Here is a 21,089-nt window from a genome sequence, read left to right on the forward strand (position 1 = left end):
GGAGCAACCGGTCATGGAATTGTTTGACAACCTAATGTTGGGCTTCTCGGTGGCGTTTACGCCCGAGAACCTGGCTTACGCACTGCTGGGCTGCATCCTGGGTACGCTGATTGGCGTGCTGCCGGGCATCGGCCCGGTCCCGACCATCGCGATGCTGCTGCCGATCACGTATGTGTTGCCCCCGATTGCCGGCCTGATCATGCTGGCCGGCATCTATTACGGCGCGCAATACGGCGGTTCGACCACGGCGATTCTTGTGGCGCTGCCAGGGGAAACGTCCGCGGTGGTGACCGTGCTGGACGGTCACCAGATGGCCCGCAATGGCCGTGCGGGCGCCGCGCTGGCCATCGCCGCGCTGGGCTCGTTCTTCGCCGGTTGCGTGGCAACGCTGTTGTTGGCCGCGTTTGCTCCTCCGTTGGCTGAAGTGGCGTTCAAGTTCGGCCCCGCCGAGTACTTCTCGCTGATGTGCCTGGGCCTGGTCGGCGCCGTGGTGTTGGCTTCGGGCTCGCTGCCCAAGGCGATCGCGATGATCATCCTGGGCCTGCTGTTGGGCATGGTGGGCACTGACGTCAACTCGGGCGTTGCCCGCTACGACTTCGGCATTCCCGAACTGCAAGACGGTATTGACTTCGCCATCGTGGCCATGGGCGTGTTCGGCTTCGCCGAAATCATGACCAACCTGGAGCAGAAGGAAAACCGCGTCGACATCACCGACAAGATCGGCACGCTGTACCCGAACCTGCAGGAATTCAAGGAAGCCGCTCCCGCCGTGCTGCGCGGTACGGCCCTGGGTTCGGCCTTGGGTATCCTGCCGGGCGGTGGCGCCGTGCTGTCGTCGTTCGCGTCCTACACGCTGGAAAAGAAGATCTCGAAGAATCCGGAACGCTTCGGCAAGGGCCACCCGGCCGGCCTGGCTGGCCCGGAATCGGCGAACAACGCTGCCGCACAGACGTCGTTCATTCCGCTGCTGACGCTCGGTATCCCGGGTAACGCCGTGATGGCGCTGATGGTCGGCGCAATGACGATCCACAACATCCAGCCCGGCCCGCAGTCATGACGAGCCACCCGGAGCTGTTCTGGGGCCTGATCGCTTCGATGTGGATCGGCAACCTGATGCTGGTGGTGCTGAACCTGCCGCTGATCGGCCTGTGGGTCAAGCTGCTGAAGGTGCCCTATCGCATCCTGTTCCCGGCAATTCTGGTGTTCTGCACGATCGGTGTGTATTCGTTGAACTACAACTCGTTCGACATCTTCACCACGGCCATGTTCGGCATCATCGGCTACGTGTGGTCGAAGCTGAAGTGCGAAGGCGCACCGCTGCTGCTGGGCCTGGTTCTGGGCCCCATGATGGAAGAGAACTTCCGCCGTGCCCTGCTGCTGTCGCGTGGCGATTTCAGCACCTTCGTGACCCGTCCCCTGTCGGCTTCGTTGCTGGCCGTGGCGGCCTTCCTTGTGATCCTGGTGGCGCTGCCCGCCATCCGCAAGAAGCGCGAAGAGACCTTCGTCGAAGAAGAGTAAAAAGCGGTCAGGCCGCCCAGCGCGGCGCCTTGCCTCTTTCCAAAACCCCTGGGCTTGCCCCAGGGGTTTTTTTTTGATGGACTGGCCGCCGGCTTTTGGATTGCGTTAAGGTTAGTTCCCTAAGACTGACCTTACTCACATTGAGCGGAGTTTCCTGCAATGGCAACGATCGGTACCAAGAGCTACGACGCGGTCGTAGCCCAGAAAGTCGCTTTCCTCGGCCTGGGTGTCATGGGCCTGCCCATGGCCGGCCATCTGGCCCGCGCCGGGCACGACGTGACGGTCTATAACCGCACGCCCGCCAAGGCTCAGGCCTGGGTCGCGGAGTTCGGCGGCCGCCATGCGGGCACGCCGCGCGAAGCGGTGGCAGGTGCACAGATCGTCTTTGCCTGCGTGGGCAACGACGACGACCTGCGCAGCGTCGTGCTCGGACCCGACGGTGCGTTTGCGGGCATGGCGCCCGGCGCCGTGTTCGTCGACCACACCACCGCGTCGGCCGATGTGGCCCGCGAACTTTACGCGCAAGCCAAGGGCCTGGGCCTGAATTTCGTGGATGCGCCCGTGTCCGGCGGACAGGCCGGCGCCGTCAATGGCGCGCTGACCATCATGTGCGGCGGTGAAGAAGCGGTATTCGAAGCCATCAAGCCCGTGGCCCAGTGTTTTGGCCGCGCCGTAACGCTGGTGGGCGCGCCCGGTTCGGGCCAATTGGCCAAGATGGTCAACCAGATTTGCATCGCCGGCCTCGTGCAAGGCCTGTCCGAAGCCGTGGCTTTCGGACAGGCGGCCAAGCTGGACATGAAGTTGGTGCTGGACGTGATCAGCAAAGGCGCGGCGCAAAGCTGGCAGATGGAGAACCGGGGCGGCACCATGGTCGACGACAAGTTCGACTTTGGCTTTGCCGTGGACTGGATGCGTAAAGACCTGGGCCTGGTGCTGGCGGAAGCGCGCAACAACGGCGCGCGCGTACCCGTGACCGCGCTGGTGGACCAGTTCTATGCCGACGTTCAGAAGATGGGCGGCGGCCGCTGGGACACGTCCAGCCTGGTGAAGCGGCTACGCGACTAGGCACTTAGCATGCAGCAATGAAAAGGCGAGCCACGAGGCTCGCCTTTTTTTCAACCAGCGGATGAGGCGATCAGGCGGCCAAGCCGTCCTGAGCCGCGTCCAGCACCAGGGCATCGATACGCTGCTTGGCCAGCGTCACGCCTTCCAGCGCAGCCACTTCGCCCATCGCCATGCCTTCGGCGGCGATGAACGTGACGTCGTCCATGCCAAGGAAACTGAGCATCTGACGCAGGTACGGCGTCATCGTGTCGGACGGCGTGCCTTCGGCTTTGCCGCCACGCGCCGTCAGCACGAACACCTGCTTACCCTTGACGAGGCCTTCCGGCACGCCTTCGGGCGTATAACGGAACGTGACGCCGGCACGGGCTACGAGGTCAAGATAGCTCTTGAACTGAGCGGGCAGATTGAAGTTGTAGACGGGCACAGCGAACACGATGCGGTCGGCTTGCATCAGTTCGGCAACCAGCGAATCGCTGAGCTCGACGATGCGTTGCTGCTCCACGCTACGGGCCTCTGCAGGGGTGAACAGCGCGCCGGCCGTGTTGCCGTCGAAGTACGGAATGGGCTGCGCGCCGAGGTCGCGGATTTTCACGGTATCGGCCGGGTGGGCGGCTTTGACGCGCGCCATGAAATGGTCGGCCAATTCCGTGCTGTGGGAACGGTTGCCAAGAATCGAGGACAGGATGACAAGGGTCTTCATTGCGAATTTCTCCAGTGGTGGCCTGGCAGGGGCAGGCGAGGGATCCGTCAGCGCCACGTCCGATTCATAAGGGGTCGCGGACTGGGCTGGGCGCCGGGTGGCGTTGGCAGATCCCGAGTGCATGGCGTCACTGTAGACCGGTTCATTATTCACATAAACCCAGCTATGATGAACTATTCGTTCCAGGAATAGAACAATCATGCAAGACCTAAACGACCTCTACTACTTTTCCCAAGTCGTCGAACAAGGCGGCTTCAGCGCGGCGGCCCGAGCGCTGGACATACCAAAATCCCGCCTTTCAAGGCGGATTTCGCATCTTGAGGAAAGCCTTGGCGTGCGCCTGCTGCAACGCACGACTCGACGCCTGAGGCTCACGTCCGCAGGCGAACGCTACCTGCATTACTGCCGTGAAATGGCGGCATCCGCGCGCGCCGCGGACGACGCCATGCGGCAACTGCAATCCGAACCAGCAGGCCCGGTGATCGTCAGTTGCCCCGTCTCCATAGCGCAGGATGTGCTGGCGCCCCTGCTGCCCGAATTCCTGGACGCATGGCCGGCGATATCGGTGCAGTTGCTGGTGACCAACCGGCGCGTGGACCTGATCCGCGAAGGCGTGGACCTGGCCTTGCGCGTGCGGACCAAGCTGGATACCGACGCCGAGCTGGTAGTGCGCCACCTGGGCACGGCGCGCGGCACACTGGTGGCCAGCCCGGGCTACCTTCAGCGCCATGGCACGCCGGACACGCCACAGGACCTGGCGTCACACACCACGCTGAGCTTTTCAGATCCGCAAAACGAAGTGCGCTGGCCACTGCGCAATGACAAGGGCGAAGAGCTGCAGGTTGAGCTCAAGCCGCAACTCTCGTGCAACGACTTCATCGTTCTGACCGCGGCCGCGGTGCGTGGCCGCGGCATTGCGCTGCTGCCATCCATCGCCACGCAAGAGGAACTGCGCCAGGGCCAGTTGGTGCAGGTGCTGCCGCAGTGGCAATCGCCGGAAGGGATCGTGCATTGCATCTATCCGTCTCGGCGCGGCATGATGCCGGCGGTCAGGACGTTGCTGGATTTCCTGTCTCAACGCCTGCCGTCGATGTATCAGCGGCTGGAAAAAGCCGCAACGCCTCCGGCTCAGTAGCCCCGAGTGCGTTCGACCACGCCTGTGATGGGTTCACCGCGCATAAGTTGCGCCACCTTGCCGGCGATTTGCTCGATGCTTTCATCTCGCAGCGTGCGCGCGGCAATGTGCGGCGTGACATGCACACGCGGATCGCGCCAGAAGGGATGATCGCTGGGCAGTGGCTCGGTGCGGAATACATCCAGCGTAGCGCCAGCGATCTCGCCTTCTTCGAGCATTTGAACCAGGTCGTCTTCGACCAGGTGTTCGCCACGGCCCACGTTGACCAGGTGCGCGTCAGGCAGCAGTTGCGAGAGCGTGTCGCGATTCAGGATGCCGTGCGTGTCGGGCGTCAGCGGCAACACATTCACCAAAAAGCGCGTTCTGGCCAAGAAGGCCGGCAAGGCGGCTTCGCCCGCGAAGGATTCCACGCCAGGCAAATCGCGCGGGGACCGCGACCAGCCCGCCACGGGGTAGCCGAAGTCAGCCAGGGTCTGCGCGACGCGCGCGCCCACCTGCCCCAGGCCCAGCACGCCAACGGGCCAATCCGCCTGGCGCGTGCCTTCGCGGGTATCCCAATGCTGGCGCGCCTGCGCCTGGTCGAACGCTTCGAAATCACGCGACACGCGCAGCAGCGCATACAGGGCGTATTCGGCCATCTGCACGGACATGCCGGCGTCTTCGAGGCGCACGATGCGAACGTGCTCGGGAATCTCGGGCATCTTCAGCAGGGCATCCACGCCCGCGCCCAGATTGAATAAGGTCGAGATGTTGGTTTCGTGCTTGAACAGTTCCACGGGCGGACGCCAGACCAGCGCCACTTCCGCCCCCGAGGGCGGGCCATCGGGGTTCCACACCGAAATGCGGCAGCCGGGCATTGCGGCTTCCAGACGGGGCACCCAGACATCGGGATCGTGTAGGGGGCAAGCAAAAAGGATATGCATGGTGGCGGCTCTGCAAGGCGGTTTTCGAAACCGCAAGCATGCAGGATGGCGCCTCACAAATCAAACGGCCCGGCATGAAGCCGGGCCGTCTTGCACCTGCGCAGCAGCCTGGTTTAAGCCGTCTGTGGAACTTCGGGCTTGTTCTTGCCCTTACCCTTGCCACGGCGCGCGAACGCCCAAATCTGCAGGAAGATCAGCAACGCGCTGGCACCGATGAACCACGCACTGATGGGGCGCTCCACGAACACCGCCAGGTCGCCGCGCGAGAGCAGCAGCGCGCGGCGGAAGTTCTCTTCCACCATCGGCCCCAACACAAAGCCGAGCAAGATGGGGGCCACCGAGAACTCCAGTGTCATCAGGATCGCGCCGATCACGCCGAACGCCAACACTTCCCAAATCTGAAAGAGGCTGTTCTGGGTACTGAACACGCCCACCGCGATGAAGAAAAGCGCGGAAGGGAACAGATAGCGATACGGCACTTGCAGCAGTTTGACCCACACGCCGATCAGCGGCACGTTCAGCACCATCAGCAGAACGTTCCCTACCCAGAAGCTGGCGATCAAGCCCCAGAAGATGTCCGGATGCTCGGTGATCAACTGCGGACCCGGCTGGATGCCTTGAATCAAGAGCGCGCCCAGAATCAGCGCCATGACCGCGTCGCCCGGAATGCCCAGACTCATCGTGGGGATGAAGTCGACCTGCGTCTTCGAGTGCGACGACGCTTCGGGTGAGGCCACGCCGGCGATCATGCCGGTGCCGAACTTTTCGGGCGTCTTGGATATCTTGCGCTCCAGCGCGTAGGCGACGAACGTGGTGATGGTCGGCCCCGTGCCGGGCATGGCGCCGAACAGCGTGCCCACCGCGGTGCCGCGCACCATGGGCCAGAACGCCGTCTTCAGCTCCTGCTTTGTCGGCCGCATGTCTCGAATGCGCAGCTTGGCGCCGCTGCCGATGATGGTCATTCGGTTGACGCTCATCAAGAAGTCGGCCACACCGAACAGGCCCATCGAAATGGCCACCAGTTCCAGGCCGTCGGACAAGTCCAGCAAGCCAAACGAGAAACGGATGGTGCCCGTGTTCACATCCGTGCCGACCACGCCGCACATCAGGCCGAAGAGCGTCATCGCAACGCCCTTGAGAGGCGACCCGCGCGACATCGTCGCCCCGGCCAACAGGCCCAGCAGCATGATCGAGAAAATTTCGGTCGGGCCGAACTTGAATGCCACTTCGACCAGCAACGGCGAGGCAAAAATCATGACGATGATGCCGACCGACGCCGCGAAGAACGAGCAGATCATCGTGATGCCCAGCGCCGTTCCCCCCTTGCCCTGCTTGGTCAATGGATAACCGTCAAGGCAGGTCACCGCGTGCGGCGGGTGCGAAGGCAGGTTGAGCAGGATCGCGCCGATGGCGCCGCCATATTGCGAGCCGTAGAAAATACCGGCCAGCATCAGGATGGCGGGCACGGGATGCATCACATACGTAAGCGGCAACAGAATCGAGATTGCCGACAAGGCGCCCATACCAGGCAGCACGCCGATCAGGTTGCCCACCAGCACGCCAAAGAACGACCACATCAGGTTGTGCCACTGAAACGCAACGCCGAAGCCGTACCACAGGTCCATCAAAGATTGAGAGATCATGGCGCTTCAACCCCAACGAAACAGCGGCAACTGCAATTGCAGCGCCCACCAGAATACGACGACCGCGATCGCGGACATCGCGATAGACAGCAGGATGGCTTGCTTGATGGTGTTTTTGCGGTCACCCAACGCCGAGATGAAGACGATGGCGAAGGTGGCCGGCAACAGGCCGCCGTACTCGCCCAGCAGCAGAAACGCCAGGATGCCAAGAATGATGCAGACGCTGCCGCGCAGGTCGGGCAAGCCGTGTGCATGGCCGTCGCCCGGCGCGGGAGGCGTGGAATCACCCGACCGCGCGGACATCGCGATCAGCACGCCCGTCAATGCAAGCAGGCCGCCAAGCGCGGCCGGAAAAAATCCGGGTCCCATGTGGCTCAACGTGCCAATGTGATAGTCGGTGCCGCCGTATATCGCCCCCAACCCGATCAGGACCATCAGCGCACCGCCGTAGTAGTCCTTTCTGTTGATATTTTTTTGCACTTGCTTCCTCCTTCCGGGTGCAGGACCGTGCTGGCCCTTGATGCGCCGCTCGACACGAGCCTCGCCCGGTCCTTAACAACGAACCGGAGCGCAGATTACGAAGGGAAGCTGCTAATCCGCTTTCTATGCGCTGTCGCATTCCTGAATCCGGGGGTTATCCCTGACAGAAATAGGATTAAGAAAGGGGAAGAAGAGAAAAAAATCTGAAAGCCAGACGGCTTACTGCTCGCCGTTCAGGTCCACATCCGCAGGACGCGGATACTGCGAAACAGTGGGCGCCAATGGCAGCCACAGCACTGACGCCAAGCCCATGCCGCCTTGCGCGTTGGGTTCGCCGTCACGCAATTCGATATCGCCGTCGTTGCGGCGCGCGTAGGCCCGGGCGATCGCCAGGCCCAGCCCGGAACCCGACGACACCACAGGCTTGTCGGTGCCGACCCGCTCGAAACGCGCAAAGGCCCTGCCGCGCAACACGGGATCCAGGCCCGGACCGTTATCCGACACAGACACCTCGGCGCGATTTTCCAGGCGGCTGACCGATACCGTGATGCGCGCGCCGACCGGCGCGTAGTTGATGGCGTTGTGAACCAGGTTGGACAAGGCTTCGTGCAGTTCGGCTTCGTTGCCCGACACCGGTGCGGACGTTTCCAGTCCCTCTTCGGAGCCCGCTTGCACCCATCCCAGGTCTTGCTGCTTTTCGTGAGCCAGCGGCAGGTATTGCAGCACGACCTCGCGCGACACCGCGTTCATGTCGAGCAACTGTCGCGGCAGTGGCTCCGCCTGGTTGGCGTGCGCCAGGGACAGCAATTGTTCGGTCAGGCGGCGGGTACGGCCCAACTGGTCGACGATGGCTCTCAGGCCTTCGCGTGTGCGCGCGGGGTCGCGCTCGCGCAGCGCGTATTGCGCCTGCGTCAGCATGATGGCCAGCGGTGTGCGCAGTTGATGCGAGGCGTCGGCCAGAAAATGGGATTGCTCATCCAGCACCCGCCGATAGCGGGCAATGTGATGATTGACGGCATCGACCAGCGGCGCCACCTCGCTGGGTACGCGCGAGGCGTCCAGCGGCGTCAGGTCATCGGGACGGCGGTTGCGGATATCGGCGCGCAGGCGGCGCAACGGTTTGAGCGCCCAGGACACGCCCCACCACACCAGCAGCACCACCAAGGCCAGCATGCGGGTATCGCGCAGGATCTCTTGCCGCCGAGCGTTGTTTTCGGCTTCGATCCGTTTGCCCGTGCTTTCGGCGACCACGACCAGCACCTGGCGATGCAGGCCTTGGTAGTAAAGATCGCGGACCACGGCCACCACCCGCACCGGGTCATTGCGGTAGACGCCGTCGTAGAAGACGGGCTGTCCATTCGAACGTGGCCAAGTCGGCGGGCGCGGCATCTCCGGCATGCCAAGAAGGGTCTTGCCCTGCTCTTTAGGTACCGCCGATTCGTCCGGGATGGGCGGGTCAATCTGTTCGATGCGGAAGTACTTGCGCAGGCCGGCCCGGGATTCCAGCATGACCTACGCGTACAGCGGCGTTGCCACCTGCAGATTGCCCTCGGGCGTGAATTCCAGGCTGCTTTCAAGCACACGGGCGGGTTCCACCAGCGCGCTGTCATAGGCTTCGTTGGTGATCTCGGACAGAGTGCGGTAGTCGTTCAGGCTGTCGATGACCAACAGCACCACCACGCCGGGCAGCAGCAGGATGATAAGCAGCGCGCGGATGCCGACGCGCGGCAATCCGGGGATCCGCAGGCTCACTCAGCTTCCGTGGATTCGCTGGCCACGCTTTCCAGCATGTAACCCAGGCCGCGCACCGTCACGATGCGCACATCGCTGCCGGCGAGCTTTTTGCGAAGGCGGTGCAGCACGACTTCGATGGCGTCGGGATTGGCTTCGCTATCGTGCGTGAAGACCTTGCCGAATAGCTGGGATTTGTCGACGGGGTAACCGCTGCGGGTCAGCAGCGCCGCCAGCGCGGCATGTTCGCGCGGGGTCAGGAACAGCAGCGAACCGTCCAGCGTGAACGCCCGGCTTTCACTGTCGTAGGAAAGCGAGCCGCATTGCAGACGCGGATGCTGGCGGCCACGGCTGCGGCGTACCAGGGCGGTCAGCCGCGCTTCCAGTTCTTCCAGCGCAAAGGGCTTGGTCAGGAAATCGTCCGCGCCCAGGTTCAGCCCACGCACCCGGTCTTGCAACGCGCCTTGGGCGGTCAGCAAGAGCACGGGGGTGCGGTCGTCACGGTTACGCATTTCGCGCAGCACCACCAGCCCGTGCTTGTCGGGCAGGCGCAGGTCCATCACGATGGCGTCATACTCGGTGCCCGCCATGAAGGCCTCGGCCGTGCGGGCGTCGGCCGCGTGATCCGGCACGAATCCGCTTTGGGCGAGCGCACGCATCAACCAGGACGCCATGTCCCGTTCGTCTTCAACCAACAATATGCGCATGACCGTCCGTTCCTTCGGGCAAATTCTCTGCTGCCCGCTGCCCATGCACGCGCTGGCGCAGGTAGCGGGTTTCGTGATGACGCCGAAAGAGGATCGCCGACAACTCGTTCAACGCCTGGGTGTAGACGTCTCGCTTGAACTCGATCACCGCGTCCAGGGGCACCCAATACTGGCTCCAACGCCAGGCATCGAATTCCGGATGCTGCGTCGCGCGCAGGCAAACATCGCTGTCGCGTCCTACCAGGCGCAACAGGAACCAAATCTGCTTTTGTCCTTTATAGTGGCCACGCCACTCACGCCGGACGAAGTGATCGGGCACGTTATAACGTAACCAATCTCGTGTACGCCCCAAAATACGGACATGCTCGGGCTTCAAGCCCACCTCTTCATGGAGTTCGCGATACATGGCCTGCACCGGGCTTTCGCCATATTTGATGCCGCCCTGGGGGAACTGCCATGCATGTTCCCTGATACGCTTGCCCCAAAAGACCTCGTTTCGACTGTTGACGAGAATGATGCCGACATTGGGGCGGTAGCCTTCGCGGTCAAGCATGGGCCACCCCCACCGAATTCAATACAATTACAGTCGATTATACGTATCTGCTGCCACCTTTAAACATGCGCGCATCCAACTACCACATCAACACCCTCAAAGAAGCCCCTTCCGAAGCCGAAGTCGCCAGCCATCAGCTGATGACCCGGGCTGGAATGATCCGCAAGCTCGCGGGCGGCATCTACACCTACATGCCCCTTGGGCTGAAGATCATCCGCAAGGTCGAGGCGATCGTCCGGGAAGAAATGAATGCGTCGGGCGCCATCGAGCTGCTGATGCCGGTGGTGCAACCCGCCGAGCTCTGGCAGGAATCGGGCCGCTGGGAGCAGTACGGCGCCGAACTGCTGCGCATCAAGGACCGCCACCAGCGCGACTTCGTGCTGCAGCCGACGTCCGAAGAGGTCATCACCGACATCGCGCGCAATGAAATCCACAGCTATCGCCAACTGCCGCTGAATTTCTATCACATTCAGACCAAGTTCCGCGACGAACGCCGTCCGCGCTTCGGGCTGATGCGTGGCCGCGAGTTCACCATGAAGGATGCCTATTCCTTCGACCGTGATGAAGCCGGCGCCTTGAAGAGCTACGACACCATGTACGCCGCGTACATGCGAATTTTTGGCCGCCTGGGCCTGCAATTCCGCGCGGTGGCGGCTGACACGGGTTCCATTGGCGGCACGCGCAGCCATGAATTCCAGGTCATCGCCGACACCGGTGAAGACCTGCTCGTCTACAACGCCGAAACCGACTACGCCGCCAACATCGAGCTGGCCGAAGCCGTGGCGCTGTACCCCACCCGCGGGGACGCCACCCAAGCCATGGCCGACGTCGCCACCCCTGGCGCAGCCAAGTGCGAAGACGTGGCCAAGCTGCTGGGCCTGCCGCTGGAAAAGACGATCAAATCCATCGTGCTTGCCACCGATGGCGACAAGGGCAAAGTGGACATCTGGCTGCTGCTCTTGCGCGGCGACCACGAGCTGAACGAAATCAAGGCAGGCAAGCTGCCTGGCCTGGCGGGCTTCCGCTTCGCCACGGAAAGCGAGATCGTTGAGTACTTCGGCTGCAAGCCCGGCTACCTGGGCCCCGTCAAGACGGTCAAGCCCGTACACGTGATTGCTGACCGCACCGTCGCCCACATGGCCGATTTCGTCTGCGGCGCAAACAAGGAAGACTTCCACATCCAGGGTGTGAACTGGGGCCGCGACTTGCCCGAACCCGAGCTGGTGGCCGATCTGCGCAACGTCGTCGCGGGCGACCCGTCGCCGGACGGCAAGGGCACGCTGTCAATTCAGCGCGGCATCGAAGTCGGACACGTCTTTTATCTGGGCAAGAAGTACTCCGAGGCCTTGAAGGCGACCTTCCTGGACGAAACCGGCAAGCCGGCCGTCCTGGAGATGGGCTGCTACGGCATTGGCGTGACCCGGATCGTGGGCGCGGCCATTGAGCAAAACCACGATGCGCGTGGCATTATCTGGCCGCGCGCGATCGCGCCTTTCGAAGTGGTGATCTGCCCGGTGGGCTGGGGCAAAAGTGAAACGGTGCGTGACACCGCCGTGAAGCTGTATGAATCGCTGTTGGCGCGGGGCGTGGATGTCATTCTGGACGACCGCGATGCGCGCCCCGGCGTGATGTTCGCCGAGTGGGAATTGATCGGTGCGCCCTTGCGTGTAACAGTTGGAGAACGCGGCTTGAACGATGGTGTGGTGGAATTGCAAGCGCGTCGGGAAACCGAAGCCGCCAAGATTCCGGTAGAGTCCGCGCTTGAAATGGTGCTGACGAAACTCGACACCCTTTAAACCCTATAGTAGATACGGACTTCCCCGCGTCCCGACCCGCTTCATTGCTTATCCGTACCGTGACCGATCCGAAGTCCAGCGAATCCCTCCTGCAGGTCCGTGTCTATTACGAAGACACGGATGCGGGCGGGGTCGTTTTCTACGCCAACTACTTGAAATTCCTGGAACGCGCACGCACTGAGTGGTTGCGCGACCTGGGAGTCAACCAGTCCGGGCTGGCCGCCAGCGAACAACGCTTGTTCGTTGTCCGCTCCTTGGACATGTCCTACCGGAAACCGGCCAAACTGGACGATTTGCTTACCATACGCAGCCGAATCACCAAACTCGGCCGCGCTTCGATACACTTCGCGCAGCGCGCGGAACGCAACGGGGAACTGCTCGCCGAGGGCAACATCCAAGTCTGCTGTGTCGATGCCATTCATATGCGGCCGGCGGAGTTGCCGGCCGACGTTCGCGCAAAACTGGAATTCATTCAGGAATAACCATGCAAGTCACCAACGACATGTCGTTGCTTTCGCTGATTTCGCACGCCAGCGTGCCGGTCCAGCTGATCATGCTGATGCTGTTGGGCATCTCGATCATGTCCTGGACCTACATTTTCGCCAAGCGCTTGGCCATCAAGCGCGCACACACCCAAACCCGCCGTTTTGAAGACGACTTCTGGTCCGGCGGCGACCTGTCCATGCTGCAACAAGCGGTGGCTTCGCGCCGCGACGAGCAAGGCGCCCTGGCGCGCATCTTCGATGCCGGCATGACTGAATTCCTGAAAGCGCGCCGCGGCAATTCCGCCGGCGACGCCACCGCCCTGCTGGACGGCCCGCGCCGCGCCATGCGCGCTGCCTACCAGCGCGAAATGGACGCGCTGGAATCGCACCTGAACTTCCTGGCATCCGCCGGTTCCGTGTCGCCGTACATCGGCCTGTTGGGTACGGTTTGGGGGATCATGCACGCCTTCATCGGCCTGTCGAACATGCAGCAAGCCACGCTGGCTTCGGTGGCGCCCGGCATTGCGGAAGCGTTGATCGCAACCGCCATCGGCCTGTTTGCCGCCATCCCCGCAGTGGTCGCCTATAACCGTTTCACGAATGATATCGACCGCATCTCGATCCGTTTCGACAGCTTCGTCGACGAATTCCTGAACATTCTGCAACGGCAGGTACGCTAATGCCCTCGGTAAGCTCACGCGGCAGGTCCGGCCGCCGCATGAAGGCCGACATCAACGTGGTGCCGTACATCGACGTGATGCTGGTGCTGCTGGTCATCTTCATGGTGACCGCTCCCCTGATCACGCCCGGACTGATTCAGTTGCCCTCGGTTGGCGCGGCCTCGGACGTGCCCGTGAAGCCGCTGGAAGTCCAGATTTCGGAAGATGGCAAGATCGCCCTGCGTCTGCGCGAACCCGGCGCCACCATGCAGGACATCGCGCGCCCCGAACTCGTGGCGCAAGTGCGTTCGCGTATTACCGCTGAAACGCCGGTGGTGATCGCTGCGGATGGCAAGGTGCCTTACGAGACGGTCGTGAAGGTGATGGACGAATTGCGCACCAACGGCATCACCCGCCTGGGCTTGCTGGTGGACCAATCCGCCGCCGGCACTTCCCAGCCCGCATCCGCGACTAAACGCTAACGCGCCGCCTTCCGCCGGCTCGGCCGGCATGCAACGCCCATGACGCCACCCATTATTAGACACCGCAGCGGCCCACCGGCCACCCCGCCCAACAACGACAACCGGAATGCGCTCATTCTGGCCGTATCGGTGCATTTGCTGCTGCTGGTCGCCTTGATCCTGGGCGTGAACTGGCGCACGGAGGCCCCCGGCCCCGTCGAGGTCCAGCTCTGGGCCGACGGCAATTCGCCCGTCGCCCCGCCGCCCACGCCGCAACCCGAACAACCCAAGCCGCAAGCCAAACCCGAGCCGCAGCCGGAGCCCGAGCCTGAAAAGGCGCCCGAGCCGCCACCACCGCCGCCCCCTCCTCCGCCTCCGCCGCCCGAACCCGAGGTTCAGCCGAAGACTGAGGAAGTCGACCCCGAAATCGCGATTCAGGAAGCAAAGAAGAAGCGCGAGCAGGAAGAAAAGGCGCGTGAGACCGCTGAAGCCAAGGAAAAGGCACGCCTGGAAGAAGAGCGCAAGCAAGCCGAACTGAAAGAAAAGAAGCGCCTGGAGCAGGAACGCCAGGCTGCCGAGAAGGCTGCTGCTGAAAAGGCGGCTGCTGCAAAAGCGGCCGCCGACAAGGCAGCGGCTGAAAAGGCGGCGGCTGAAAAGGCCGCTGCCGACAAGGCCGCCGCGGAAAAGAAGGCCAAGGACGACGCAGCCAAGAAGGCTGCCGCCGAAAAGGCAGCGACTGAAAAAGCCGCGGCCGAGAAAGCAGCGGCTGACAAGGCTGCGGCAGCCAAAGCCGCCGCGGAAAAGGCCGCTGCTGAAAAGGCGGCTGCCGAGAAGGCCGCCGCCGCCAAGAAGGCGGCCGCGGACAAGGCGCTGAAGGACGCGTTCCGCAATGACGCCCTGGGCGCCGCAGGCATCCCGGGCGGCACGGCAGACCGCAACCAAGCGGGCGGCGGCCGAGATAACGGCTATGCCGCGAAGGTCCGCGCGTGCATTCTTCCCGGCGTCGCTTACCAGCCTCCGCCGCGTAATGGCTCGGCGAATCCCACCGCACAATACCGGGTACAGTTAGGAACTGACGGGAAAGTGAACGGCGTGAACTTGACCCAATCTTCGGGGAATCCGGCCTTCGACCGCGCGGTCGAGACGGGCATCCGCCGTTGCAACCCCTTCCCGAAGCCCTCGACGGGCGGCTACGACAAGTTCATTGACGTAGTGCACAAAATGTATGATTGACAGGAGATTGATGAATATGACTCCCGCTTATAGCCGAAGAGGTTCCCTCCTCGCTCTCTGGCGATCGTATGGGCTCGGTTTGCTGATGATCGCGTTATGCCTGATGGCAGCCAAACCCGTCCATGCGCAACTGCGCGTTGATATTTCCGGCACGGGCGCCACGCAATATCCCGTGGCGATCGCCGACTTTGCCGTCGACGATACCCACGGCCGCGCCTTGGCTGAAGTGATCCGCGCCGACCTGACCCGCACGGGCCAGTTCCGCCTGATCAACGCCGCCGGCTCCGGCCTGAATGTCGACTCCCCCGTTGCCCACGATGATTGGCGCGGCAAAGGCGCCGACTTCCTGGCCTATGGCAGCATCACCCGTGGCGCCGATGGCCGGTACGACGTGCGCTACCGTCTGGCCGACACGGTCAAGAAGGGGCAATTGGACGGCGTGGCGTTTTCGGGTACCGAGCAGGAACTGCGCCGCGTCGCCCACCAGATCGCGGACCGTATCTACGAGAAGATCACCGGCGTTCGCGGCGTGTTCTCGACCCGCATTGCCTATGTGCTGAAGAAGGGCGCCACCTACGAACTGCAAGTGGCCGATGCCGACGGGCAAAACCCGCAGGTTGCCCTGCGTTCGCGCGAGCCCATCATTTCGCCGTCCTGGTCGCCCGATGGCGCCAAGCTGGCCTATGTAAGCTTCGAGTCCGGCAAACCCGTTGTGTACGTGCATACGCTCGCCACCAGCGCACGTGTACCGGTTGCCAACTTCAAGGGTAACAACAGCGCACCTGGCTGGTCGCCCGACGGTTCCAAGCTGGCAGTGGCCTTGACCCGAGACGGTCTGTCGCAAATTTACGTCGTTGGCGCGACGGACGGGGCCAATCCCACGCGAATTACGCGTTCTCCCGGGATTGACACCGAACCGACCTTTACGCCGGACGGGGCTTCCATTATCTTTACGAGTGACCGCAGCGGCGGGCCGCAAATCTATCAGACCGGCTCGACAGGTGGCGAAGCTCGCCGCCTCACGTTTAATGGTGGTTACAACATATCACCCCGAATTTCCCCCGATGGATCGACGCTGCTGTACGTTGCAAGACGCGACGGCGCGTTTCGAATCGCATCGTTGAACCTGTCCACAGGCTCCGAATCCTTGATCACTGATGGTCGTGACGATCAGTCGCCAAGCTTCGCGCCGAATGGCATGCAAGTCCTATACGCCGCCATTCAAAATGGTCGTAGCGTACTTGCGGGTGTCTCGAGCGATGGCCGCGTACGACAGACGCTTTCGGTACTGAACGGGGAAATACGTGAACCGACTTGGGGCCCATTTACCCGATAACACGTGTGACTCTCTTTGCAAAGGAACTATCATGAAGTCGCGCATTGCCAAAAGCCTGACCATTGCCGCTCTGGCCGCCACCCTGGCGGCTTGCAGCTCCGTCCCTCTCGACGATAAAGCGGGTCAGGGCGGAGGCGCTGGCCAAGGATCTTCGGCCTCTGGCCAAATCCTTGATCCCTTTAACCCCCAAAGCATCCTGGCGCAACAGCGCTCGGTGTACTTTGATTTCGACAGCTACACCGTGTCGGACCAGTACCGCGGCTTGGTCGAAACCCACGCCCGCTACCTGGCTTCGCACCAGCAGCAGAAGGTCAAGATCGAAGGCAACACCGACGAACGCGGCGGTGCTGAGTACAACCTGGCCCTGGGCCAGCGTCGTGCAGACGCCGTGCGTCGCATGATGACCCTGCTGGGCGTCAGCGACAACCAGATCGAAACCATCAGCTTCGGCAAAGAAAAGCCGAAGTCGACGGGTACGTCGGAAGCCGACTTTGCTGAAAACCGCCGCGCCGATATCGAATATCTGCGTTAAGCTTTTCGCTTAGTCCAAGAGCCCTACCACGCGTCGGGACGGTCAGCCGGCCGTCCCGACGTTTGTTTTTATACCGGGAATATTTATGCGCGATAACGTTCTGTCCCTGCGTCCTCTGATTGTGGCCACCGGCCTGGTGCTTGCGGCTCTGGCGGCACCCGCTCACGCTTTTTCCGACGATGAGGCCCGCAAGGCCATCCTGGATTTGCGCCAGCAGGTTCAGCAGCAGAACGAGCAAAGCCAACGCGCCAAGCTTCAACTGGCCGACCAAATTCAAGCCTTGCAGCAGGAAGTTGCCCAACTGCGCGACCAACTGGAACTGGTGTCCCGCCAGCAGCCCAGCGCCAAGCCGGGTGCTCCCAGCGGCACGAACCCGCCGGGCGCCGCCGCCGGCGACCCGCAAGAACAGGCCGCCTATGACGGCGCGATGGACCTGTTCCGCAAGGGCCAGTACAAGGACGCCGCCGAATCGCTGGCCGCCTTTACCGCGCTCTACCCGAACAGCCAGCTTGCACCCAGCGCCCAGTTCTATCTGGGCAGCAGCCGCTACGGCATGAAAGACTTCAAGGGCGCCATCGAGCAGTTGACCGCCATGGTGCAGAAGTCGCCCGACAACGCACGCGCGCCGGACGCCTTGTTGATCATCGCGGGCGGCCAGATCGAACTGAATAACCGCGCAGGCGCCAAGGCCACCTTGCAACGCATCGTTCGCGACTATCCGAACGCCCAGGCCGCCAGTACCGCCAAGAGCCGCCTGCAATTGCTGCAGTAATGTCGAACGCCGCAAGCGCGGTCAGCGCCTACCGGCGCATCGTGCGCCGCCGCGCAGGGCTTATCGCCCTGCTGCTGGCGGCGATTTTCATGGCGCTGCTGATCGACTTCACCATCGGGCCTTCCGGCCTGCCCTGGCGAGATCTATGGCGCACTTTGACCACGCCCGCCTCCGCCGACGCCACATATCGTGTGATTGTCTGGGACATCCGGCTGCCGTCCGCGTTGATGGCGGCGCTGGTGGGCATGGCCCTGGGACTGGCCGGCGCCGAGATGCAGACCATCCTGAACAACCCGCTCGCCAGCCCCTTCACGCTGGGCGTGTCATCAGCCGCCGCGCTCGGCGCTTCGCTGGCGATTGTTCTGGGGTTGGGCGTGCCGGGCATTCCCGACGCCTGGCTGATCACCGGCAACGCTTTCCTGTTTGCGATGCTGGCAGCGCTATTGCTGGACGTGGTGGCACGATGGCGCGGCATGAACACCTCGGGCGTCGTGCTGTTCGGCATCGCGATGGTGTTCTCGTTCAATTCGCTGGTGTCGCTGGTGCAGTTTCTGGCCAGCGCCGAGGCGCTGCAAAGCCTGGTCTTCTGGACCATGGGCAGCCTGTCCCGTTCGAATTGGACAAGCGCCGGGGTGGTGGCCCTGTCCGTGGCCATTGGCCTGCCCCTGGCGATGCGCCAGTCATGGAAGCTGACCGCACTGCGGCTGGGCGAAGACCGAGCCGCCAGTTTTGGCGTTGATGTACGCCGCGTGCGCGTGGCGGCGTTGGCGCGGGTCAGTCTGCTGTCGGCATTGGCCGTGGCGTTTGTCGGCACGATCGGCTTCATCGGCCTGGTGGCGCCGCATATCGCCCGACGGCTATTCGGCGAAGATCATCGCTTTTATCTACCCGGCAGTGCGCTGGTGGGCGGCTTGATCCTGTCGCTGGCGTCGGTCGTGTCCAAGAACCTGGTGCCCGGCGTGGTCGTGCCCGTGGGCATCGTCACGGCGCTGGTCGGTATTCCATTTTTTATCGCGGTGATCTTGCGCCGCCAACTGCCATGACGCGCGGCATGGCCTTGAACGTGCACCAACTGAATGCGGGCTATGCCCGCGACGATGTACTGCATGCGCTGTCGATACCGTCGCTGGCCGCGGGCGAAGTCACCGCCCTGCTTGGACCGAACGGCAGTGGTAAATCGACCCTGCTGAAAGCCCTGGCGGGCTTGGTGCGCACCCGCAGCGGCAGTGTCTTGCTGGACGGCCAAGACCTAAGCCGGCTGGGGGTGGGAGAACGCGCCCGGCATCTGGTCTACCTGCCGCAGAGCCTGCCCGCCGCTGTGCATTTGCGGGTGTTTGAATCCGTGCTGGTCGCGGCCAACGCCAGCCGGCACTCGCAGGCGCCCCCGCTGGCATTGACGGATATCGACCGCCTGCTGGAGCGGCTGGGCATTGCGCACCTTGCGCTGCATTACCTGGATGCGCTTTCCGGCGGACAGAAGCAATTGGTGGGATTGGCGCAAGCGCTGATCCGCCAACCTCGCGTGCTGCTGCTGGACGAACCCCTGTCCGCGCTGGACCTGAACTACCAATTCCACGTGATGCGACTGCTGAAACAGGAAACGCAGGAACATGGGCTGATCAGCGTCATCGTGCTGCATGACCTGAACGTGGCGCTGCAACACGCCGACCGGGCGGTGATGATTCAACACGGTCGGCTGCACGCGCAAGGCACGCCGGCCGAGGTGATCACACCGGATTCACTGGCCACGGTGTATGGCGTGCAGGGCCGCGTGGAAGCGTGTTCGCGCGGACTGCGGCAGGTGCTGATCGACGGGCTGGACGAGCATCCGCGCTGAACTCGGCGCTTGGCCGACGTGCTCGCCAATCATGGCCTATACGTGCGGGCTCAGCCGCGCTGGGCCACGTCCACCACGGGAGCGCCAGTCATGTCGGCAAGCTGCTTCGGCGTCAGGTTGAACACCGCGTGCGGGTGGCCGGCGGCGGCCCACAGGCTGTCGTAATTGAAGAGATCCGCGTCCAGCAGCATGACCGGTTTGACGGCGTGGCCGATCGGGCAGACGCCGCCGATGGCGTAGCCTGTCATGTCGCGCACGAATTTGGCGTCGGCCTTGGCAAGCGCCCCCACCTGCTCCGCCACCTTGGCCTCGTCCACGCGGTTGGCCCCGCTGGCGATGACCAAGACCGGTGCGTCATCGGACGCGCGTCGGAAAATGATCGACTTGGCAATCTGCGCCACCTCGCAGCCCAAGCCCGCTGCCGCCTCCGCCGAGGTCTTGCCGGTTTGCGGCAGGACCACGACCGGCTTGTCATGCCCAATTTCCAACAACAGGCGGGCGACACGTTGGGCGGATTCGGGCAACAGGGCAAGAGACTCAGGGGACATCGTGACAGACTCCATGAAGACAAGACGGCAGCGATGCAGGCGCTGCGTTCGGAAAGCCGACGATGAGTTTATCAGCGCTGCCCGAGGTGATCGGCCAGATGGGCAGCCGGCAGTGCCGGGCTAGAATGCGGACCTGGCCTTTCCGCTTTCTTCCCCCATGCGTTCCGAACCCGTTCTCCCCCTGCAAACCGCCCTGATTGGCGGCTACGCCATGTCCTACACCGAGTACGGCAGCGGCGTGCCGCTGGTGCTGGTGCACGGGTCGCTGTCAGACTGCCGCTACTGGAAGTCGCAGATGGCGCCGCTGGGCAAATCGTTCCGCGTGCTGGCCGTGTGCCTGCGCCGGTATTGGCCCGAGACCTGGGACGGCGAAGGCGAGGGCTTTTCCATCGAGCAGCACGCCGCCGACGTGCTGGAATTCATCGATACCGTGGCCGGTGGCCCTGCCCATCTGGTGGGCCATTCCCGTGGCGGCCGCGTGGTGCTTGAAGCAGCGCTGGGCCAGCCTGATGCCGTGCGCAGCCTGACCTTGGCCGACCCTGGCCTGCCGCTGCCTGGCGGTGGCGATGCGCGCGGCGGCTTTCGCCAGCGGGCATTGGGGCTGATCCGCCAGGGTGAGGTCGAGCAAGGCCTGGCGCTGTTCGTCGACACCGTGACGGGGCCGGACACCTGGCAGCGCATGGTGCCCTGGTTCAAGGAAATGGTGCGCGACAACGTGGGCACGCTCTTCGGCCAAGCCGACGAACACCCCGAGGCGCTGACCCCGCAACAGATCCGTACCCTGAAGCTGCCCACGCTGTTGATCGGCGGGGCACTGAGCCCCGCCCCCTATCCCGCCGTGCTTGATGCCTTGTCGGAATGGCTGCCGCACGCGCAGCGCGTGACCGTCGTGGGTTCTTCCCATGGCATGAACCTGGGCAACCCCCGCGCCTTCAACGGCGCCATCCAGGAGTTCATCGGAGGCTAAGGCTCAAG

The 21,089-nt window shown here is 63.2% G+C and carries 20 protein-coding genes and 2 pseudogenes; 14 read left to right on the top strand and 8 right to left on the bottom strand.

The genetic code is table 11. The features are described from left to right. Window positions 1–13 precede the first annotated feature (13 nt). Together CVS48_RS02620 and CVS48_RS02625 are read left to right on the top strand one after the other, a co-directional pair. Window positions 14–1,518 (top strand): annotated as a pseudogene (locus tag CVS48_RS02620) (tripartite tricarboxylate transporter permease). A gap of 159 nt (window positions 1,519–1,677) precedes the next feature. Beyond that, window positions 1,678–2,583 (top strand): NAD(P)-dependent oxidoreductase, encoded by a 906-nt coding sequence (locus CVS48_RS02625; RefSeq protein WP_100853132.1) that lies wholly within the window; start codon window positions 1,678–1,680, stop codon window positions 2,581–2,583. A gap of 70 nt (window positions 2,584–2,653) precedes the next feature. Here CVS48_RS02625 and CVS48_RS02630 read toward each other — a convergent pair whose 3' ends face one another. Beyond that, complete coding sequence (locus CVS48_RS02630; protein WP_100853133.1) at window positions 2,654–3,283, bottom strand: FMN-dependent NADH-azoreductase; 630 nt, start codon at window positions 3,281–3,283, stop codon at window positions 2,654–2,656. Window positions 3,284–3,482: 199 nt separating this feature from the next. Between CVS48_RS02630 and CVS48_RS02635 the strand changes: the two genes are divergently transcribed. Beyond that, window positions 3,483–4,418 carry a LysR family transcriptional regulator gene (locus CVS48_RS02635; protein WP_100853134.1) on the top strand — a complete coding sequence of 312 codons (936 nt, stop codon included), beginning with the start codon at window positions 3,483–3,485 and terminating at the stop codon, window positions 4,416–4,418. On the opposite strand, the gene CVS48_RS02640 is transcribed toward CVS48_RS02635, so the two are convergent. From CVS48_RS02640 to CVS48_RS02665, 6 genes and pseudogenes are all read right to left on the bottom strand, one after another. Beyond that, the gene (locus CVS48_RS02640; RefSeq protein ID WP_100853135.1) at window positions 4,412–5,341 is read right to left on the bottom strand and encodes a 2-hydroxyacid dehydrogenase; all 930 of its coding nucleotides are present in this window, start codon (window positions 5,339–5,341) and stop codon (window positions 4,412–4,414) included. The genes CVS48_RS02635 and CVS48_RS02640 overlap by 7 nt on opposite strands. Window positions 5,342–5,454: 113 nt before the next feature. Beyond that, window positions 5,455–6,984, bottom strand: a complete 1,530-nt coding sequence (locus CVS48_RS02645; RefSeq protein WP_100853136.1) for a tripartite tricarboxylate transporter permease — start codon at window positions 6,982–6,984, stop codon at window positions 5,455–5,457. Window positions 6,985–6,990: 6 nt separating this feature from the next. Next, the gene (locus tag CVS48_RS02650) at window positions 6,991–7,419 is read right to left on the bottom strand and encodes a tripartite tricarboxylate transporter TctB family protein (protein WP_100857479.1); all 429 of its coding nucleotides are present in this window, start codon (window positions 7,417–7,419) and stop codon (window positions 6,991–6,993) included. A gap of 264 nt (window positions 7,420–7,683) precedes the next feature. Further along, window positions 7,684–9,195 (bottom strand): annotated as a pseudogene (locus CVS48_RS02655) (sensor histidine kinase). 17 nt (window positions 9,196–9,212) lie between these two features. Then, complete coding sequence (locus tag CVS48_RS02660) at window positions 9,213–9,902, bottom strand: response regulator (protein ID WP_100853137.1); 690 nt, start codon at window positions 9,900–9,902, stop codon at window positions 9,213–9,215. Next, complete coding sequence (locus CVS48_RS02665) at window positions 9,883–10,455, bottom strand: RNA pyrophosphohydrolase (RefSeq protein WP_006217428.1); 573 nt, start codon at window positions 10,453–10,455, stop codon at window positions 9,883–9,885. The genes CVS48_RS02660 and CVS48_RS02665 overlap by 20 nt, the downstream gene beginning before the upstream one ends. Window positions 10,456–10,520: 65 nt before the next feature. On the opposite strand from CVS48_RS02665, the gene CVS48_RS02670 reads away from it, so the two are divergent. The 10 genes from CVS48_RS02670 (at window position 10,521) to CVS48_RS02715 (ending at window position 19,566) form a co-directional block, all read left to right on the top strand. Next, complete coding sequence (locus tag CVS48_RS02670; RefSeq protein WP_100853138.1) at window positions 10,521–12,251, top strand: proline--tRNA ligase; 1,731 nt, start codon at window positions 10,521–10,523, stop codon at window positions 12,249–12,251. A gap of 59 nt (window positions 12,252–12,310) precedes the next feature. Beyond that, a complete protein-coding gene (gene ybgC, locus CVS48_RS02675; protein WP_100853139.1) occupies window positions 12,311–12,733 on the top strand; it encodes a tol-pal system-associated acyl-CoA thioesterase in 423 nt (140 codons plus the stop codon). Window positions 12,734–12,735: 2 nt separating this feature from the next. Then, window positions 12,736–13,416, top strand: coding sequence for a protein TolQ (tolQ, locus tag CVS48_RS02680; RefSeq protein ID WP_046807611.1), 681 nt, complete (start codon window positions 12,736–12,738; stop codon window positions 13,414–13,416). Continuing rightward, entirely contained in the window at window positions 13,416–13,877 is a 462-nt protein-coding gene (locus CVS48_RS02685) for an ExbD/TolR family protein (RefSeq protein ID WP_100853140.1), read from the top strand. Before tolQ ends, CVS48_RS02685 begins: the two co-directional genes overlap by 1 nt. Before the next feature lie 39 nt (window positions 13,878–13,916). After that, window positions 13,917–15,089: a cell envelope integrity protein TolA gene (gene tolA / locus CVS48_RS02690; RefSeq protein WP_100853141.1), complete on the top strand. Its 1,173-nt coding sequence runs from the start codon at window positions 13,917–13,919 to the stop codon at window positions 15,087–15,089. 85 nt (window positions 15,090–15,174) lie between these two features. Continuing rightward, window positions 15,175–16,425 carry a Tol-Pal system beta propeller repeat protein TolB gene (gene tolB / locus CVS48_RS02695; protein ID WP_391441077.1) on the top strand — a complete coding sequence of 417 codons (1,251 nt, stop codon included), beginning with the start codon at window positions 15,175–15,177 and terminating at the stop codon, window positions 16,423–16,425. A 31-nt stretch (window positions 16,426–16,456) separates the two neighbouring features. Further along, entirely contained in the window at window positions 16,457–16,957 is a 501-nt protein-coding gene (gene pal / locus CVS48_RS02700) for a peptidoglycan-associated lipoprotein Pal (protein ID WP_050449181.1), read from the top strand. An 85-nt stretch (window positions 16,958–17,042) separates the two neighbouring features. Next, window positions 17,043–17,729: a tol-pal system protein YbgF gene (gene ybgF, locus CVS48_RS02705; RefSeq protein ID WP_100853142.1), complete on the top strand. Its 687-nt coding sequence runs from the start codon at window positions 17,043–17,045 to the stop codon at window positions 17,727–17,729. Further along, window positions 17,729–18,772 carry a FecCD family ABC transporter permease gene (locus CVS48_RS02710; RefSeq protein WP_100853143.1) on the top strand — a complete coding sequence of 348 codons (1,044 nt, stop codon included), beginning with the start codon at window positions 17,729–17,731 and terminating at the stop codon, window positions 18,770–18,772. Before ybgF ends, CVS48_RS02710 begins: the two co-directional genes overlap by 1 nt. Continuing rightward, entirely contained in the window at window positions 18,769–19,566 is a 798-nt protein-coding gene (locus CVS48_RS02715) for an ABC transporter ATP-binding protein (RefSeq protein WP_100853144.1), read from the top strand. The genes CVS48_RS02710 and CVS48_RS02715 overlap by 4 nt, the downstream gene beginning before the upstream one ends. Window positions 19,567–19,616: 50 nt before the next feature. Here the strand turns inward: CVS48_RS02715 and CVS48_RS02720 are convergent, their stop codons facing one another. Continuing rightward, a complete protein-coding gene (locus tag CVS48_RS02720; RefSeq protein WP_100853145.1) occupies window positions 19,617–20,114 on the bottom strand; it encodes a YbaK/EbsC family protein in 498 nt (165 codons plus the stop codon). Window positions 20,115–20,271: 157 nt separating this feature from the next. Here CVS48_RS02720 and CVS48_RS02725 point away from each other — a divergent pair, with 157 nt between their 5' ends. Further along, the gene (locus tag CVS48_RS02725) at window positions 20,272–21,081 is read left to right on the top strand and encodes an alpha/beta fold hydrolase (RefSeq protein ID WP_100853146.1); all 810 of its coding nucleotides are present in this window, start codon (window positions 20,272–20,274) and stop codon (window positions 21,079–21,081) included. The last annotated feature ends 8 nt before the right edge of the window (window positions 21,082–21,089 follow it).

It is taken from the genome of Achromobacter spanius, assembly GCF_002812705.1.
Classification (GTDB): domain Bacteria; phylum Pseudomonadota; class Gammaproteobacteria; order Burkholderiales; family Burkholderiaceae_B; genus Achromobacter; species Achromobacter spanius.